We start from the raw sequence: 16,541 nt of genomic DNA on the forward strand, positions 1-16,541 counted from the left end.
CGGCGATTTATACGAAGTTACGTAGTACGTCACATCATTGCGTCCTGCTGCGGCCGCCGTTAACCATGGCTGTCGTCGCCGGGAGACGGGCGATGGACCGAGCGGATCCCCGCCGGGTCCGCCCACTCCCGCCGGTTGTACGGGGCTCCGCCCCACGCCGCCGCACACAGCGGCCGGCGCCGACGCCGTCCCCACCGGAGATTCGCTCACATGACCATGACCACTCGCACCCGCATCGCTCGCCTCCGCACCATCGGCCTCACCGGCCTCGCCACCACCGGTGCCGCGGCGGCCGCCCTCACCCTGATGCCGACGACCGCGCAGGCCGCCGAAGCGACGCAGGCGCACTCCTCCACCGCGGTCACGGCCTCCAGCAACGACAGCCAGAAGTCCGGCTACTCGAACAACCTCGACGGCTGGATCAAGCAGTCCCTGCAGATCATGAAGTCCAAGGGCATTCCGGGCAGCTACGACGGCCTCAAGCGCAACATCATGCGCGAGTCCGGCGGCAATCCCTCCGCCCAGAACAACTGGGACGTCAACGCCCAGAAGGGCACCCCTTCCAAGGGTCTGCTCCAGGTGATCGACCCCACCTTCAACGCGTACCACGTCAACGGCACCGCGAAGAGCGTCACCGACCCGGTGGCCAACATCACCGCGGCCGCCAACTACGCCGCCCACCGGTACGGCTCGATCGACAACGTCAACTCCGCGTACTGAGCGCGGAGGCGACTCAGCGGGGCCGACCCCGGCCCGTCGTGCCGAGGCGGGAACGCGTCGGCAAGAGCGTCGGTGAACTCCTCGCCGAACGGCCCGGCCGACCCCGGCACGCGGTAGGAGAGCAGAGCGGGCTCGCCAACCGGCCCGCGTCGGCGTCCAGGACGAGCCCGGCGGGCAACCGGCCCGCCGCCACGGCCCGTTCCAGCAGGACGCGGTCGCGCCGGTGCTGCGGCTCCAGGCAACGCGACCTGAACTCCCGGCAGGGAGGCCGCCCCGGAAGGCGGCCGCAATCCCTGAGACCGGCCTGGACGACCTGATCACCGTGGTGGAGACAGACGCCCGTGACAGCCTCGCAGGTCACGGCTCCCGGCCGACTGCGTGCTCCGCGACGGCTGTAGAGACCTTTGCCCGCCCGTGCTGAAGCCGCTGGAGCCGTCCCTCGCCCCCGGCACGCTCGTCGTCGGCGGCGACTCCACCTACGCGAGACGCGGCCCTGCCTCGACTACGCACGACCCGGCGAACGGCTACCGCGGCGTCGGCTTCCCGGTCGAGGACGGCACGGAGATCAGCTGCCGGCGGTGACGGCTCCCGGCTAGAAGGGCTCCCGGTGCTCGTGCGCCGCCTGCTCCAGGGCCGCGGCCTCCGCCTCGGCGATGCGGGTCTCCGCCTCGACGTCGATCGAGCGGGTCAGCCACCAGTACAGCAGCGCCGAGACCGGCAGCCCGACGAACAGCGAGATGTCGGCGCCGTCGAGGGCCTTGGCGGCGGGACCGACGAAGAGCGTGCCGACGGAGAAGAACGGGATCATGGCCGCGAACCCGACCAGGTACGAGATGATCCCCTGCCAGCCCCATCGGCCGTAGATGCCGTTCGGCTTGAAGATCTCGGCGATCGCGTAGTGGCCGCGGCGCACCACGTAGTAGTCCATCAGGTTCACCGAGGTCCACGGGATGAACAGATAGAGCACCAGCAGCAGGAAGTTGTTGAAGTTCGTCAGGAAGTTCGAGGTCGCCGCCAGCGCGCCGACCAGGGAGAGCGCCGCGGTCACGCCGATGGTGATCAGGCGCACGCCCAGCGTCGGCCGCACCCGCTTGAACGAGTCGATGGCGCTGATCAGCGTCAGTGAACCGCCGTACATGTTCAGCGCGGTGACGGAGATCAGGCCCAGGGCGGCGAACAGCAGCACGATCGCGCCGAAGCCGTTGAAGACCTTGTCGCCGGCGGCGTTGATCGAGGGGATCGTGTCGAAGCTGTCGCCCGCCCAGGCGGCCAGCAGCGTCCCGAGCACCATCAGCCAGATACCGCCGAGCGCCGAACCGAAGTAGGTCCAGTAGAACGTCTTGCGGACCGTCACGTCCGGCGGCAGATAGCGCGAGTAGTCCGAGACGTAGATGGCCCAGCTGATCTGGTAGCCGGCGACCACGCCGAACTGGGCCAGGAACGGCGTCCACTTGAAGGCGCCGAGATCGAAGGAGCCCGGCGGGTAGTGCAGGGTGACCAGGACACCGACGGTGAAGATGCCGAAGATGACCAGGAAGGTGTAGGTCAGGAACCGTTCGGCCTTGTGGATGATGTCGTAGCCCACCAGTGCGATGACGAACGCGACCATGGTGACCACGATCACCCACAGCTTCACACCGCCGTGGATCGTGGAGTTCAGCGCCTCACCGGCCAGGCTGGTGTTGAACACGTTGAACCCCGCGTACTGCACGTACGCGAACAGCCACACCAGCAGCGCCCCGACGTAGCCGAACTGGGGCCGCGACTGGATCATCTGCGGCAGCCCCAGCTGCGGCCCCTGCGCCGAGTGGAAGGCCATGAAGAACGTTCCGATCACGGTCCCCGCGACGATCGCGAGGAGCGACCAGATCAGATTGCCGCCCTCCGTGATGCTGATCAGCCCCACGGCCAGGGTGGCGATCTGCGCGTTCGACATGAACCACAGCGGCCCCAGATGCCACAGCTTGCCGTGCCGCTCGTCCAGCGGCACATAGTCGATGGACCGGACCTCCAGACCGCTCACCCGCGGTTCCGCCGATGTGCTCATGGCACCTCCCAGGGGTCGGTCCGTCACTCTGGTCACATTCTTCCCCCGCAAAGCTCCGGTTGAGGCATGCGGAATCCATGTTCCGTATCCCGGAAGGCCGACCTGCCTGCGGCCTTGTTGCTCTGCTCACAATTCGCCCGGAACCGCCCGTTTCGTGGCGGTGGTCACGTCGCCGACCGGGCATTTTGTCTATGTTCGCAGTTCTGTGTCCCTCCGACCTGAACTGCCGAGGCTCCCGCATGCTCAACCGCACCCTCGCCGTCGTGGCCACGGTGGTGACCCTGCTCGCCGGCGCCGCGCCGGCTGCCCTGGCGGCCGGAGCCACCACCGGCTCCGCGGACTTCCGTACGGCCGTACGGGCACCGGCCGAGGCGCGAGTGACCGCCGCCGTCCTCGACCTGGACGGCACCGGCCGGGAACCCGTGGTCTACGGCGACGACACGCCGTACGACACGGCGAGCATCGTCAAGGTCGACATCCTCGCCTCGCTGCTGCTCCATGCGCGTGACCACCGGCGCGCCCTCACCGCGCGGGAGAGCGCCCTGGCACAGGTGATGATCCGCGACAGCGACAACGACGCCGCCAACGCCCTGTGGCACTCCATCGGCGGCGCCCCCGGACTGGCGTCGGCGAACAAGCGGCTGGGTCTGACCTCGACCACGCCCGGCACCGGAGGCCGCTGGGGGCTCACCCGGACCACGGCAGGCGATCAGATACGCCTGCTGAGCGCGGTCTTCGGCGTCGGCCCCACACCGCTCGACACGGCCTCCCGAAGCCGTATCGGCACGCTGATGACCGAGATCGCCGCCGATCAGTCCTGGGGCGTCTCGGCCGCCGCCGACTCCGGATGGGCGCTCAAGAACGGCTGGCTCATGCGCACCACCACCGACCTGTGGGACATCAACAGCGTCGGACGCGTCACGGCCGGCGGTCACCACTACCTCGTCGCGGTCCTCTCCAACGGCAACGCGTCCATGCCGGCCGGCGTGCACCTGGTCGAACGAGCCGCCCGTACGGCCGTCACCGCAACGGCGGCACACTGACCCCCTTGGCGCAGCACACCCCGCCCGCCGCCCGCGTTGCCCCTAACGTGCACTAGAGGTGCTCTGAAGCGCACCCGAGGTGACGGAGACCGGCAACGGGAGGCGCGGTGGCGGGTTCGGGCGGACCGGCGGCCGGGCGGGGCCGGGCGCGCCCGGCACGGGGCACGAAGCGGGGCACCAGGTCCGCCCGCGTGGTGTGGGTCCCGAAGCGCGCCCGCGATCCGCGTGCCTCCGCCTCCGTCAGCGCGATCGTCGTACCCGTCCTGCGGATCGCCGCCGCCTACGCCTGGCGGCTCATCGTGCTCGGCATCGCCGTCTACGGCGTCTTCATCGTCCTGGGCCGCTTCCAGCTGATCGCCGTCGCCCTGTTCCTGGGCCTGGTCATCACCTCGGTGCTGCGCCCGTTCACCGACCTGCTCAGCCACTGGCTCCCCCGGCCGCTGTCCGTGGCCGTGAGCCTGGTCGGCAGCATCTGCGTGTTCCTGGGGCTGCTGGCCCTGGTCGGCAACGCGATCGCCCAGGAGTCGGCGACCCTGGCCGAAGAGTTCCGCGGTGGCATCCATCGCATCGAGGTCTGGCTCCAGCGCCCGCCCTTCCGGCTCGGCCCCGGCGCCCTGTCGCATTTCCAGCAGCAGATCGTGGACTACATCCAGGCCCACCGCTCCAACCTGGCCGGCAGGGTGCTCAGCGGCTTCGGCACGCTCGTAGAAGTGGTCACCGGGGGCGCGCTCGCGCTCTTCGCCTCCGTCTTCTTCATCAACTCCGGCGAGCGGCTGTGGGCCTGGACCAGCCGCGAGCTGCTGCCCGCCGGCGCCCGGAACGCCTGGGACCGGGCGGGGCACGCCGCCTGGCGGACGTTCGCCGGGTACACCCGGGGCATCATCATCGTGGCCGCCGTCAACGCCGTACTCGTCGGCATCGCCCTGCTGGTGCTGCGGGTGCCGCTCGCGCTGCCGCTCACTCTGCTGGAGTTCTTCGCCGCGTTCGTCCCGCTGGTCGGCTCACCGGTCGCGCTGGGCGTGGCCACCGTGGTGGCGCTGGCCGGGCGCGGGCCGCTCACCGCCGTGGGCGTCCTCGTTCTGATCGTCGTCATCGGCCAGCTGGAGGGACATGTGCTGCACCCCTTGGTGATGAGCTGGGCGGTGCGCCTGCACCCCCTCGTCGTCGCCGTCTCCGTCATCGCGGGCAGCATCGTCGCGGGGGTGATCGGCGCCGTCGTGGCCGTGCCGTTCATCTCCGTCGTCTGGGCGGTGGCACGGGCCCTGCGGACCGCGCCGCCCTGACCCGGCCCCCGGGGCTCAGCCGTCCTTGGCGGTGCGACGGGTGCGCTTGGGGGCACGGCGGGACCGCCCGGACGGTGTGGGAGCCCCGGTCGGAGCGGCAGGCTCGGACGCCGGGGCCGGGGCCGGGGCCGGAGCAGGGGCGGGGATGCCGTCGTCCCATGCCTCGTGTGCACCGAACGGGTCGGCGGGCTCCGCCGCGAGCAGCGCTTCGATGGCCAGGCCGGGCCTGGCGCGCACCTTGACCGTGGCCAGGGCCAGCGTGTCGGCGTCGGACTCCGCGACGTCGCGCCACAGGACGGTGCCCGGGAGCATCACCAGCGAGGTCGTGCCGGACTCCCCGGCGGCCGGCCGCAGCTGGACCCGGACACCGTGCAGGTCGGCCAGCCTGCCGACCACGAACAGGCCCATGTGCTGGTAGACACCGGCGTCGGCGGTCGGCGGGTTCGCCAGCTTGTGATTGATCAGCGCGAAGTCCTCGGGCATCAGGCCGATGCCCTGGTCATGGATCTCGATCATGGTCTGGGCGTCGGGCAGCCGGGTCGCCGTGACGCGGACCGTCGAGCGCGGCGAGGAGAACGCGGTGGCGTTCTCCAGAAGCTCCGCCAGCAGATGCACGAGGTCGGTGACGGCCCGGCCGTGGATCTGGGTCTCCGGGATGCCCGACAGTTCGATCCGCTCGTACTGCTCCACCTCGGAGGCCGCCGCCCGGATGACGTCGACCAGGGGGAGCGGGTGGTCCCACTGCTGGGTGGGCCGCTCACCGCCGAGCACCAGGAGGTTCTCGCCGTTGCGCCGCACCCGCGTGGCCAGGTGGTCCAGCTTGAACAGGTTGGCCAGCTGCTCGGGGTCGGCCTCGCGCCCCTCCAGGTCGGTGATCAGGGCCAGCTGACGCTCGACCAGCGACTGGTTGCGGCTGGAGAGGTTGGTGAAGACCGTGTTGATGTTGCCGCGCAGCAGGGCCTGTTCGGCGGCGAGCCGGACCGCCTCCCGGTGCACATGGTCGAAGGCCCGGGCCACCTCGCCGATCTCGTCCGTGGTGGTGATTGGGATCGGCGTGACCTTGGTGTCCACCTGGCCGGGCACGGCCTGGGACAGCTGGGCGATCACCGCCGGCAGCCGCTGTTCGGCGATCTCCATCGCCGAGGTACTCAGCCGGCGCATGCCGCGGCTCATGGAACGGGCCACCCAGGCCGCGAGCAGCAGCGCCGCGAGAACGGCGCCGAGCGCGAGCGAGCCGTTGGTGATCGCGTCCCGCTGGGCGTCGGCGGCGACGCTCCGGGCGTCGGCGAGCGCCGTGTCGGTGAGGTGGACCTCGATGCCCCGGCAGGCGTCGAAGGCGAGGGTGGACGCCGCGAAGAACGACTCCGGCGTGATGCCCTCGGCGGCCAGCTGATCGGTCGGCTTCCCGGTGGCGATCTCGCTGATCATCTTCGCCAGGTTCGGCGGTGCCACGAACGCCCGCCCGGCCGCCTTGGCCTCCTCGGCCGCCTTCGCGGTCTGCTCCGCACCCTTCTTCTCGGCGTCCGCGAACGCGGCCCGCAGCCGGGTCATGTCCTGCGCGGTACCGGCGCCCGCGTACTCCTGGAGCGCGACCTGCTCCAGATAGGCGTACGAGCTGAACGAGCCCAGCTGGGTCGGCAGTTCGCCCTCGGTGAGGGCGGTGCGGTCCTCGACCAGCAGATGCGTGCCGATGGAACGGATGAGGGACTCGGCCGCCTGGGTCAGGGAGACGGCGTAGAGGGTGCGCCCGAAGCTCGCCTGGTTGCTGCTGCCGAAGCCCAGTTCGTTGGAGAGCTCCATCAGCGGGTGCTGGACGGCGTGATAGCTCTCCTCGGCCTGCACCCCCGTCAGCCGGCCCGTGAACGCGTTGGCTCGTACCACCGGCAGTTGTTTCTCGCCCGCCCGGACCAGTTCGATCCGCCTGGTGAGGCCCGCCGTCCTGGGCGCGCGGGCCACCGCCCGGTCGAACGCCTCGGCATCCGCGTCGGTCACCTTGCGCGCCGCCACCACCGCCGGCGCGTTCCGCTCGCCCTCCAGCAGCGGGATCACCGACTCGTCCCGTTCGTTGATCGCGTCACTGGCATAGGCGTTCGCCGCCTGCACCAACTCCGCCACACGCACCGCGTCGTCGGCGTCCCGCAGGGTGTCGACCGAGTTCTTCACCCGGACACCGCCGAGTCCGAGCGCGACCAGCACGGGGATGAGCAGAATGGCCTGGAGGCGTCTTGCGACGCGCCAGTTGCCGGTCAGGGGCCTGAACTTGGGCAAGGTCGATCCACTTCACGACAGGGAGGGTGCGCAGGGCCGTCTCAGCCAGACGCTTTGTGGCCAAGTTCTAACACCCAGCGATCGGCTCCGACCGGTGTTTTGTGAAGCGGTTTCCAGTGAAGTGGTGCAAATCTCAATCAAAACCATCGGTGGTCAACGCACGTACCAGGGGGTTGATCCCCGGCGTCCGGTGGTCCGTACGGCCGGGCGAAACAGTCAGCGCTTGTCCTCGGCCTAAGGACAGCGGGAGACGGTGGGGCGGACGGTGGTCGGCCCGTGCCGTTCCCTCGCGGGGGCTGCCGGATCCACCGTACGGCCGCACCGGGTCGACGAGGCGACGAGCCGTGCCGGGTTGACCGCGAGGAACTGCTTCGCCGTCATCGGGCCGAATCCGGCGAGGGTGTTGGTGCCGGTACCGGACAACTCCCGCGAAGATGTGGGTGCCGCTACCGGACAACAGGTGGTAGTGGTCAGGCCCTTGGGCCGCAGGTCCGACATGTGGTGGGACGTGCGTGTCACGGGTTCCTCCTGACGGACGGTCAGGGCAGCGCGGGTGAACTGTGAGGGAGTCCCGGATGCGACCCCCGACCCCCGGTGTTCGAAAATCGGAGTTTCACGTTCGGCAAGGAGCACGATGACCACCCTCGACACGGCCTCGGCTGCGGTGAGCACCGCACTGCTGGAGGACTTCTCCCTGGCGGCGGGCTGCGGGCCACCTCCGAATGGATCGCCCGGTTCAGGAAGGACCACCACGGATGAGCCTCGCCCAGCACACCCCGGCCCGCCCCGTCAGGCAGCACGAGGAACCGGACCACCAGGCCTCGCTGATCGTCCAGGGCGCCGACGCCACCGGGATCGTCGCCGCGCTGACCGCCCTCCTCAGCCGGCACGGCGCCAACATCGTCTCCCTCGACCAGTACTCCGAGAACCCGCAGGGCGGTGCCTTCTTCCAGCGCACCGTCTTCACCCTCCCCGGACTCCGGGCCACCCTGCCCGCCCTGCGCGCCGACCTCGACGAGCGCCTCGTCAAGGAGTTCGGACTGCGCTACACCCTGCGCGACCTGTCCGTGCCCAAACGGGTCGCGATCTTCGCCAGCAAGTCCGACCACTGCCTGCTCGACCTGCTCTGGCGGCACCGGCAGGGCCAGCTCACGGTCGGCATCCCGATGGTGATCTCCAACCATCCCGACCTCGCCGAGGAGGTCCGCCCGTTCGGGATCCCGTTCTTCCACGTCCCCTCCATGGGCCCGGACAAGTCGGCGGCCGAGGCCGAACACCTGCGGCTGCTCAAGGACAACGTCGACTTCGTCGTCCTCGCCCGCTACATGCAGATCCTCTCCGGCGACTTCATCGAGAGGGCCGGCGTGCCGATCATCAACATCCACCACTCCTTCCTGCCGGCCTTCATCGGCGCCGGGCCGTACGCCAAGGCCAAGGAGCGGGGCGTGAAACTGGTCGGGGCCACCGCCCACTACGTCACCGAGGACCTCGACGAGGGCCCGATCATCGAACAGGACGTCGTGCGCGTCACCCATGCGCACACCGCCGCCGACCTCACCCGCCGGGGCGCCGACGTGGAACGCGCCGTCCTCTCCCGTGCCGTGCTCTGGCACGCCGAGGACCGGGTGATCCGCGACGGCCACCACACCATCGTCTTCGCGTAGGCGGGCAGCCCCATGACACGCACGATCGACGGACTCCTGCGCACCCGGTGCGCGGAGTGCCGCCTGCCGCCGGGCCCGGCCGGGAGCCCACGGCGCGTACCCTGAGACGGCGTGATCGTCACTCCGGGGGAGTGGGCGTGTCCGGCGAGCGGTACATCGCCTGGACGTCCAGCTCCAGTTGCACCGTCGGACCCACCACGGCGATGCCACGGGCCAGCATCGACCGCCAGTTGAGGGTGTAGTCCTCGCGGTGCAGCTCCGCCGTGGCGAGCGCGGCGCAGCGCAACTCCTCGCCGTAGCCACCGTTGACGGTGCCCAGGTACGTGGTGTCCAGCGAGACCGAGCGGCTGACGCCGTGCATCGTGAGCGTACCGACGAGCGTCCACTTGCTGCCGCCCCGGTAGGCGAAGCGCGTGCTGGCGAAGTCGATGTACGGATACCGCTCGACGTCCAGAAAGTCCCCGGAACGCAGATGGTTGTCGCGGGTCGTGTTCCCGGTGTTGATGCTCGACGCGTCGATACGGACCCGCACGGTCGACTGGCCCATGTCCGGGGCGATGCTGATCGCGCCGTCGAACCGCTCGAAACGACCGTGCACATGAGCCATGCCGACATGCTTGGCGATGAACCGGATCGCGGTGTGCGGCGGATCGAAGACCCAGCCACCGGTCGGCGGCAGCGGCAGCTGCCGGGCCGACTGCAACCGGATCCGCCCGGGCGCCGGACAGCTGTCGGCGACGATCTCGACCGTCTCCCGGTGCGGATCCAGACCCTCCGCGACGATCAGCAGGCTGTAGCGCCCGGGCCGCAGTGCGGCGACGAAGAAACCGAACGGGTCGGTGGTGCCACGTGCCGCCACCTGATGGGTGTCGAGCGCGGTGACCGTGACCTCCGCGCCGCCCAGCGGCTGGTCGACGGGGTCCAGGACGGTGCGGGCCAGGCCGCCCGCACCGGAGGGGAGGGGGACGGCGAGTTCCGCCGAACGGGCCGGGGCGTCCTTGGACCACCGGCACGGCGCTGTACGGGCACATGACGGGCGTCGTACACGGAGGAACCGCTCTCCCCGGTCGCCGGGCAGGACCGTCCCGGCAGATCGGTCGCGTCGACACGGATGGGCGTCCGGCCGTCATCACCGACGCGCCCGCCCGCTCCGACGGCCGGCGAACCTCACGAACGGTTCGCCGGCCGTACGGCCCGGTCAGCGCTTGGTGTAGATGAAGCCGACCTTGTCGAGCTCGTCACCGGAGCGGCCGTGGAAGCCGGCGATCTGCCAGCCCGACGGCGCGGTGCGGGTCACGCAGTCCGAGGTCGTCGTACCACCGGCGAGGGTGTTGCCCAGGTTGGTGGTGAACTTGGCGTAGAAGATGCGGGTGGTGTTGTTGTACTTGCCCTCGCACAGGTACGCCGAGGTCACGTACTCGCCGCTGCCCAGCGTCAGCGACGACGCCGTGCCGCCGGTGCCCCCGTGGGTCAGCGTGGTGCCGTTGCCCAGGGTGATGCCGACCTGGTCGACCCGGGAGCCGGAGCGCAGCGAGATGCCGGTGGCGCGGGCGGCGGCCGGGACGCTCGGAAGATCCTGGTAGTAGTCGCCGTGCGGACCGCCGAACTGATCGCTGAGCTGGAAGGCCGGGTTCTGCGACCAGGAGAAGCCGACCGTGATCGGATCGTGGTCGGAGAGCATCAGACCGTCGGCGTTGAGGAACTTGGCGTGCTCGTTGTTGTACGAGGTCGCGGTGAGCGTGACCAGCTTGCTGCCGCGGTACAGGACCTTGTCGACGACCTCACAGGTGTTGGGCACGGTGGCCCCGGTCTGGTCGCAGAGCAGGGTGTCGCTGCCCTTGGCCGGCGCGCTGCCGCTGCGGATCAGCTGGACCCAGGCGTCGGTCAGCCCGTTGTTCGAGGCGAACTCCGCGATGGTGTCGGCGGTGCGGGTGTAGCGGGTGTTGGTGTCACCCATGACCACGACGGCGTTCCCGGCCGAGTGGATGCTGATGAACGACGTCAGCTGGCTGAGGTTGTCGGCCCGGGAGGCCTCGTCGCCGTCGTTCGTACCCGCGTTGGTGTGCAGGTTGTAGAAGTCGACGTAGACGCCCTCGGCGAGCCGCTCGCGCATGAAGGTGAAGCCCTTGGGGGTCAGGCAGTCACCCGAGTCGAGCTGGCAGGAGTTCCAGCCGACCCGCTCGAAGTCGTCGCCGTCCCAGGCGTAGTCGGAGACGGTGTTGAGCCCGCTGCCGATACCGGCGCCGCCGCTGGTCGCGGTGCGGTACGGGTGGGTGTCCGTCGAGTACAGGTACGCGTGGTAGTTGAAGTCCTCCTGGACGTTGACGATGTCGTACGGCGCGATCCGCCTGCCGATCTCCGTGGTGCTGGTGTCGCGCGGCGTGGATGCGCTCGACAGCGACTCCGGAAGTCCGGCGACGTTGTACGTGAGCACGCTGAACGTGCCCGAGCCGGCCGCCGTGGCCGGAGTGGCCGTCGCCGTGAGCCCGCCGAGGGCGGCGACCGCGGCCGCCAGGCAGGCAACGAGTCTGCGCATGGGGGTGTCTCCTACGGGGAGGTGTGCGCTGAGAGGGTGTGAGCATGCCAAGAATGCAAGCCAAAACGTAGTGGCAAACGCTTTCTCCGGACCCCTGTCGCGGCCGACCAATCGGGGAATTCCATATGACGACCAGAAGATCAACTTTTATCGGTGGGCCGATCGGCCGCTGACTGTTACTCACTTTCGGGTGAGTGGACCCTGTTTGCCGGGCGACCGTGGCGCCGGAGAGGTGTCACGGCCCCGCTGTCTGCGCGGCACACGGGTCGCACGGCGGGGCAAATCGGTGCATTCACTTGATAAATGGACAGTACAGTCGAGCGTCATAGCCGCGCGAGAGATCGGTAACGGGGCGGTGCGTGCCGCGCATGTCCCGCCGCCCGGTCGGAGGGTGTGGCTGCGCGGCCGCCCGGCCGTTGCCTCGCACCACACACCCCCTCGCGGGCCGCGGCTTCGCACGGCACGCGTCGGGGTGTGCCCGAACCCCGAAAAGGGGGACCTCGTGTCCGTATCCGTCTTCGCGACCGGCCGTCGTCTCGGTTCCGTCACCGCCGTGGCGGCCGTCCTGGTGGGCGCGGTGGCCCTGCCCGCCGCCGCGGCCGCCACCACGCACTCCGCGAATCCGCCCCGCGACGCGGTCGTCATCAGCGCCGTCCAGCACGACCTGCAGGGACGCGCGGTCTTCTCCGGCCGTGCCCTGAACCGGGAGTGGGTGGACGTCACCAACACCGCCCGCCGGGAGGTGAACCTGAGTGGCTGGACGCTGTCGGACGCCGACGGTCACAGCTACACCTTCCTTCACTACCGGCTGGCCGGCCGCGCCACGGTCCGGGTCCACACCGGACAGGGCCGGGACACCTCGACGGATCTGTACCAGGACCGCCGCCAGTCGGTCTGGGACCACGGCGCCGACACCGCCACCCTGCGCAACGACCACGGGCGCTATGTCGACTCCGCCTCCTGGGGTCTGCACCACCGCAGGGACGCCGACGACCGGCACGCCGACGACCGGCACGCTCTCGGTCACCGCCGGGAGGCCGATGACCGGCGCGTCCTCGGTCACCGCCGGGAGGCCGATGACCGGCGCGTCCTCGGTCACCGCCGGGAGGCCGATGACCGGCGCGCCCTCGACTACCGCCGGGACGCCGATGACCGGCGTGGTCTCGGCCACCGGCACTGACGAGACGGACGGCCGCCGCCGGGTCCCGGTTCGGGGCCCGGCGGCGGCCGTTTCGCGGCGCCTTCAGCCGACGACGGGCCCGTGCACGGTGGAGGTGAAGACGGTCTCGCCGCCCTGCCGGCCGACAACCTGGACGGTCACCGTGCCGTCGCTCCCAGAAGTCACCTCGGTCACCTCCACCCAGCACGGGCTGTCGAGTTCGACATAGCGGTCGAACGTCGTGGAGGTGCTCGCCGGTATCAGCGCACGGGGAGCCAGCCGGGCGCAGGCGGCCTGGCGGGCACCCTCCAGCAGGACCATGCCGGGCAGATGGTCACCGCCGTGGTCGAACAGGATCGGATGGGCCAGGTCCGGGGTGAGCAGCCACCGGCCGGGCCTGGCCGTGGGCGTCAGCACCACGTCGGCGGGGGAGGTACGGCCCACGGCGGACGGCGGCATCGGGTCGGCCGCGACCATCGGGTCCGCCGAAGCCGCCTGCTTTCCGGGCCGGTTGGCCCGCAGGCGCGCGTAGACGGACGGCGTGACGATGGAGTACAGCCCGTCTCCGTGGGCCACGGGCCGGCCGTCCCGGCGCAGCGCGAACCCTATGCCCATCCGGCGCGCGGACGCCCTGCCGCGCGGCGCGGTGTCCGGGCACGTGACCTCCAGCTCGAAGTCGGTCGGCCGGGAGCCGATCCGCAGCTGGTCCAGATCGGTGTGGCAACTGAGCGACCACAGGACGAAGTGGTGCCCGAGCGGGACGCCGTGCTCGGCGTGCGTCACGAACATGCCGGCCTGCCGAAACGTCTCTGCGGCCTGAAGCGGATCGTGACTCGAACCGTCGGCGCTGTTGAAGAACGTGTGGGCGCGTGGCCATTGTCCGGTGAGGGAGAACCGCAGCCCGTCGTCCTGTGCGGTACAGCCGCTGAGGAACACCTCGGCCAGGGACGCCCGGTGGACGTACTCCTTGGGGACCGTGGTGGTCAGCCGGGGCAGTGCGGGCAGACCGACTCCGATCTCGCTGGCGGACAGGCTCATCGACAACCCCCCGTCGGAAAGCTCTTCGTTGGCCGAAGCTCTGTTCGACGCCTATAAGATACGGACCTACCGGTTTTCCCGGGTCGGCCGCCAGGTAAAGGATTCGCCAAGTGTGGTGGTACTCCATCCATGCATGACTCCGCTCCGTGGTGGTTTGGCCAAGTATTTTCGCGCTCAATCAAGTCGAAGGCACGGCGAAAAACGGACTAACTGGCAGATGTCGGCGGCTGGTTATCGGTGGGTGACGAGCCTGGCCGCCTCGGTCGAAACCGGTCCAGCGGTCTCTTTCGGCCATCTCCCACGGGGGAGTTCGCCGCCCGCCGAGGCACCCGCCCCCCTGGTCCCGACAGCCACTGCATGATGATCGAACGGCCCGCGAGAGGAAGACCTGATGGAACCACTGCGCACCCTGCGCCTCGCCGCCGTCAACATCGACGGCGTCCTGCTCAACGACAGCTTCAGCCCCGTCCTGCACCGACTCGTCCTCAAGTACGGCGGTGCGTACACCCGGGAGCTGGAACAGCGGCTCTTCTCCCAGTCCCGCCTCGCCGCCGCCCGGGTGCTGCTGGAGGAGACCGGTGCCGACGTGAGCGAACAGGAGGCCATCGCCGACTACTTCGCCGAACGCGAGCACTACCTGCGCACCCACCCCGTCCGCACCCTCGACGGCGCCGAGGAACTCCTGCACCGGCTGCGCGCCATGGGCCTCGACGTCGTCTGCTACGGCGGTCTCGACGAGGACCACTTCCGCCGCCATCTCGGCGCCTGGGAGCGGCTGTTCACCGCCCCGCACTACATCTGCACCAACGACTTCCGCCCCGGCATCCGGGAGATAGCCGAGGACCACTTCGGCCTCGACCGCCATCAGGTCCTCTTCATCGACGACGTGGCCCGCTTCGCCGGCCACGCCAAGGAACTGGACGTGCCGTTCGTCGGGCACCCCAGCACCTTCGAGCACGGCTTCCAGCGTGAGCTGATGCGGGAACTCGGCGTCCGGCACCTGGTCGGCGGGCTCGCCGAGATCGACGAACAGCGCCTGCGCACCCTGGACCGGGAGGCCGGGCTCGACATCTTCTGGCATGATGCCGACTCCCTCTCCACCGCCCCGGAGGTGACCAGGTGACCACAGCGGAAGGAGCCGCGCTGGCCGGCCGGGTCGCCCTCATCACCGGTGCCAGCAGCGGTATCGGCGCGGCCGCCGCCCGGGTCTTCGCCCGGCAGGGCGCCACCGTCGTCCTGACCGCCCGCCGCGCGGACAGGCTGCGCGATCTCGCCGACGAGCTGCGCGCCGAGGGCGCCGAGGCGAGCCACCGCACCCTGGACGTGCGCGACGGGGAAGAGGTGCGCCGGACCGTCGAGTTCGCCGTCGAGCGCTACGGCCGTCTCGACGCCGCCTTCAACAACGCCGGCGTCGCACTGCCGAAGACCCCGATGCACCTCATCGACGACGCCGACTACGAGCGGGTCACCGAGACCAACGTGCGGGGAGTGTGGAACTGCCTGCGCCACGAGATCACGGCCATGCTGGAGACCGGGGGCGGCTCCATCGTCAACACCAGCAGCGTGGGCGGCCTGGTCGCCTCCTCGACGGCCGCGCCCTACATCGCCTCCAAGCACGCGGTGATCGGACTGACCAAGGCCGCCGCCGTCGAGTACGCCCCGCACCACATCCGCGTGAACGCCATCGCCCCGGGCCTGACCCGCTCCGAGATGATCGACGACTGGTTCGCCAAGTCGCCCGAGAACGAGGCTCGGGCCTACCGCTCCGCACCGCAGGCGCGCGCCGCCGACCCCGAGGAGGTGGCGGAGGCCGCCGCCTGGCTGTGCAGCGACAGAGCGAGCTTCGTCACGGGTGCCACACTTACCGTGGACGGCGGGCGCACCGCCTGGTGAACTGCCCGACAAGTACCGTGGCGACGCCCCGGCGGCGCCGCCGCGGGACCGGCCGGGAATCGGCCCGGTGCGGCCGAAATACCGACCCCCGATTGGGGTAAGGTACGTCACGTCCGGTTTTGTTTTGACCGAGGAGGGGTCCCATGGCGCGTCAGGAGCGTGCGATTCGGACCCGCCGTGCTGTTGTCGAGGCCGCCGCCGCGGTCTTCGCCGAGCGCGGATACACGGCGGCGACGATCGCCGAGATCCTTGAGCGGGCCGGAGTGACCAAGGGGGCCCTGTACTTCCACTTCGACTCCAAGGAAGCCCTCGCGCGGGGCGTGATCAACGCCCAGATCAGTGACGACTACTGGGTGCCGCGCGAGCTGAAGCTCCAGGAGTGGGTGGACATCGGCATGACGCTGGCCTACCGCATTCCCAAGGAGGTCATCCTGCTCGCCGGTATACGGCTGTCGGCGGACCTCCAGGGACGCTCGCTGTTCGGCAGTGCCTGGCCGGCCTGGACCGAGGTGGTGACCGAGAAGCTGGTGGAGGCCAAGGAGCGCGGCGAGGTGCTGCCGCACGTCACGCCCCAGGAGACCGCGGAGTGCTTCCTCGGGGCCTGGATCGGGACCCAGTTCATGTCCGAGGTCGTCTCCGACTGGACGGATCTCAACGACCGTATCTCCGTCCTCTACAACCATGTGCTGCCGGCCATAGCCACTCCCGCGGCCCTGATCCGGCTGGACACCGCGCCCGACCGGGGCGCCCGAGTCGTCCAGGAAGTCGAGCGCCGCCGACAGGAGCAGGAACCGCTGGTGGCCACCGAGGCCTGACCCGCCCCGGACCAAACCACCTTGCAGGTTTGTTATGCGAAGCGGCGTGCTCCGGATGGCCGTGCTCCGGAGGAG

At 70.1% G+C, this 16,541-nt stretch carries 14 protein-coding genes and 1 pseudogene; 9 read left to right on the forward strand and 6 right to left on the reverse strand.

From position 1 onward, the window contains the following. Window positions 1-210 precede the first annotated feature (210 nt). Window positions 211-720, forward strand: coding sequence for a transglycosylase SLT domain-containing protein (locus tag AB0N16_RS27955; protein WP_365801314.1), 510 nt, complete (start codon window positions 211-213; stop codon window positions 718-720). A 414-nt stretch (window positions 721-1,134) separates the two neighbouring features. Further along, entirely contained in the window at window positions 1,135-1,302 is a 168-nt protein-coding gene (locus AB0N16_RS27960) for a methyltransferase (RefSeq protein ID WP_365801316.1), read from the forward strand. A gap of 10 nt (window positions 1,303-1,312) precedes the next feature. Here the strand turns inward: AB0N16_RS27960 and AB0N16_RS27965 are convergent, their stop codons facing one another. Next, window positions 1,313-2,767, reverse strand: a complete 1,455-nt coding sequence (locus tag AB0N16_RS27965; RefSeq protein WP_365801318.1) for a cytosine permease — start codon at window positions 2,765-2,767, stop codon at window positions 1,313-1,315. A gap of 239 nt (window positions 2,768-3,006) precedes the next feature. Here AB0N16_RS27965 and AB0N16_RS27970 point away from each other — a divergent pair, with 239 nt between their 5' ends. After that, a complete protein-coding gene (locus AB0N16_RS27970; protein ID WP_365801319.1) occupies window positions 3,007-3,810 on the forward strand; it encodes a serine hydrolase in 804 nt (267 codons plus the stop codon). A gap of 194 nt (window positions 3,811-4,004) precedes the next feature. Further along, the gene (locus tag AB0N16_RS27975; protein ID WP_365801578.1) at window positions 4,005-5,093 is read left to right on the forward strand and encodes an AI-2E family transporter; all 1,089 of its coding nucleotides are present in this window, start codon (window positions 4,005-4,007) and stop codon (window positions 5,091-5,093) included. Window positions 5,094-5,108: 15 nt separating this feature from the next. On the opposite strand, the gene AB0N16_RS27980 is transcribed toward AB0N16_RS27975, so the two are convergent. Further along, entirely contained in the window at window positions 5,109-7,361 is a 2,253-nt protein-coding gene (locus tag AB0N16_RS27980; protein ID WP_365801321.1) for a nitrate- and nitrite sensing domain-containing protein, read from the reverse strand. A gap of 234 nt (window positions 7,362-7,595) precedes the next feature. Then, window positions 7,596-7,880, reverse strand: a complete 285-nt coding sequence (locus tag AB0N16_RS27985; RefSeq protein ID WP_365801323.1) for a hypothetical protein — start codon at window positions 7,878-7,880, stop codon at window positions 7,596-7,598. 236 nt (window positions 7,881-8,116) lie between these two features. Between AB0N16_RS27985 and purU the strand changes: the two genes are divergently transcribed. Next, complete coding sequence (purU, locus tag AB0N16_RS27990) at window positions 8,117-9,025, forward strand: formyltetrahydrofolate deformylase (RefSeq protein ID WP_365801325.1); 909 nt, start codon at window positions 8,117-8,119, stop codon at window positions 9,023-9,025. Window positions 9,026-9,143: 118 nt separating this feature from the next. Here purU and AB0N16_RS27995 read toward each other — a convergent pair. Together AB0N16_RS27995 and AB0N16_RS28000 are read right to left on the reverse strand one after the other, a co-directional pair. Then, window positions 9,144-10,034 (reverse strand): annotated as a pseudogene (locus tag AB0N16_RS27995) (YceI family protein); the annotation flags it as partial. A gap of 189 nt (window positions 10,035-10,223) precedes the next feature. Next, window positions 10,224-11,561: a jacalin-like lectin gene (locus tag AB0N16_RS28000; protein WP_365801328.1), complete on the reverse strand. Its 1,338-nt coding sequence runs from the start codon at window positions 11,559-11,561 to the stop codon at window positions 10,224-10,226. Between the two features lie 577 nt (window positions 11,562-12,138). Between AB0N16_RS28000 and AB0N16_RS28005 the strand changes: the two genes are divergently transcribed. After that, window positions 12,139-12,741, forward strand: a complete 603-nt coding sequence (locus AB0N16_RS28005) for a lamin tail domain-containing protein (protein ID WP_365801580.1) — start codon at window positions 12,139-12,141, stop codon at window positions 12,739-12,741. Between the two features lie 63 nt (window positions 12,742-12,804). Here AB0N16_RS28005 and AB0N16_RS28010 read toward each other — a convergent pair whose 3' ends face one another. Further along, window positions 12,805-13,758: a ScbA/BarX family gamma-butyrolactone biosynthesis protein gene (locus AB0N16_RS28010; RefSeq protein ID WP_365801330.1), complete on the reverse strand. Its 954-nt coding sequence runs from the start codon at window positions 13,756-13,758 to the stop codon at window positions 12,805-12,807. Window positions 13,759-14,149: 391 nt separating this feature from the next. Between AB0N16_RS28010 and AB0N16_RS28015 the strand changes: the two genes are divergently transcribed. The 3 genes from AB0N16_RS28015 (at window position 14,150) to AB0N16_RS28025 (ending at window position 16,466) form a co-directional block, all read left to right on the forward strand. Further along, window positions 14,150-14,881 carry an HAD family phosphatase gene (locus AB0N16_RS28015; protein ID WP_365801333.1) on the forward strand — a complete coding sequence of 244 codons (732 nt, stop codon included), beginning with the start codon at window positions 14,150-14,152 and terminating at the stop codon, window positions 14,879-14,881. After that, on the forward strand, window positions 14,878-15,651 hold the full coding sequence (locus AB0N16_RS28020) for a glucose 1-dehydrogenase (RefSeq protein WP_365801335.1): 774 nt from the start codon (window positions 14,878-14,880) through the stop codon (window positions 15,649-15,651). The genes AB0N16_RS28015 and AB0N16_RS28020 overlap by 4 nt, the downstream gene beginning before the upstream one ends. Before the next feature lie 143 nt (window positions 15,652-15,794). Then, complete coding sequence (locus tag AB0N16_RS28025) at window positions 15,795-16,466, forward strand: ScbR family autoregulator-binding transcription factor (RefSeq protein ID WP_365801337.1); 672 nt, start codon at window positions 15,795-15,797, stop codon at window positions 16,464-16,466. Window positions 16,467-16,541: the final 75 nt, after the last annotated feature.

This window comes from Streptomyces sp. NPDC051105 (assembly GCF_040682795.1).
Lineage (GTDB): Bacteria > Actinomycetota > Actinomycetes > Streptomycetales > Streptomycetaceae > Streptomyces.

Coding starts and splice junctions, on each gene's coding strand:
- AB0N16_RS27965 (WP_365801318.1), bottom strand. CDS start 2,767: ATGAGCACATCGGCGGAACCGCGGGTGAGCGGTCTGGAGGTCCGGTCC.
- AB0N16_RS28010 (WP_365801330.1), bottom strand. CDS start 13,758: ATGAGCCTGTCCGCCAGCGAGATCGGAGTCGGTCTGCCCGCACTGCCC.
- AB0N16_RS28025 (WP_365801337.1), top strand. CDS start 15,795: ATGGCGCGTCAGGAGCGTGCGATTCGGACCCGCCGTGCTGTTGTCGAG.
- AB0N16_RS28015 (WP_365801333.1), top strand. CDS start 14,150: ATGGAACCACTGCGCACCCTGCGCCTCGCCGCCGTCAACATCGACGGC.
- AB0N16_RS28000 (WP_365801328.1), bottom strand. CDS start 11,561: ATGCGCAGACTCGTTGCCTGCCTGGCGGCCGCGGTCGCCGCCCTCGGC.
- purU (WP_365801325.1), top strand. CDS start 8,117: ATGAGCCTCGCCCAGCACACCCCGGCCCGCCCCGTCAGGCAGCACGAG.
- AB0N16_RS27955 (WP_365801314.1), top strand. CDS start 211: ATGACCATGACCACTCGCACCCGCATCGCTCGCCTCCGCACCATCGGC.
- AB0N16_RS27970 (WP_365801319.1), top strand. CDS start 3,007: ATGCTCAACCGCACCCTCGCCGTCGTGGCCACGGTGGTGACCCTGCTC.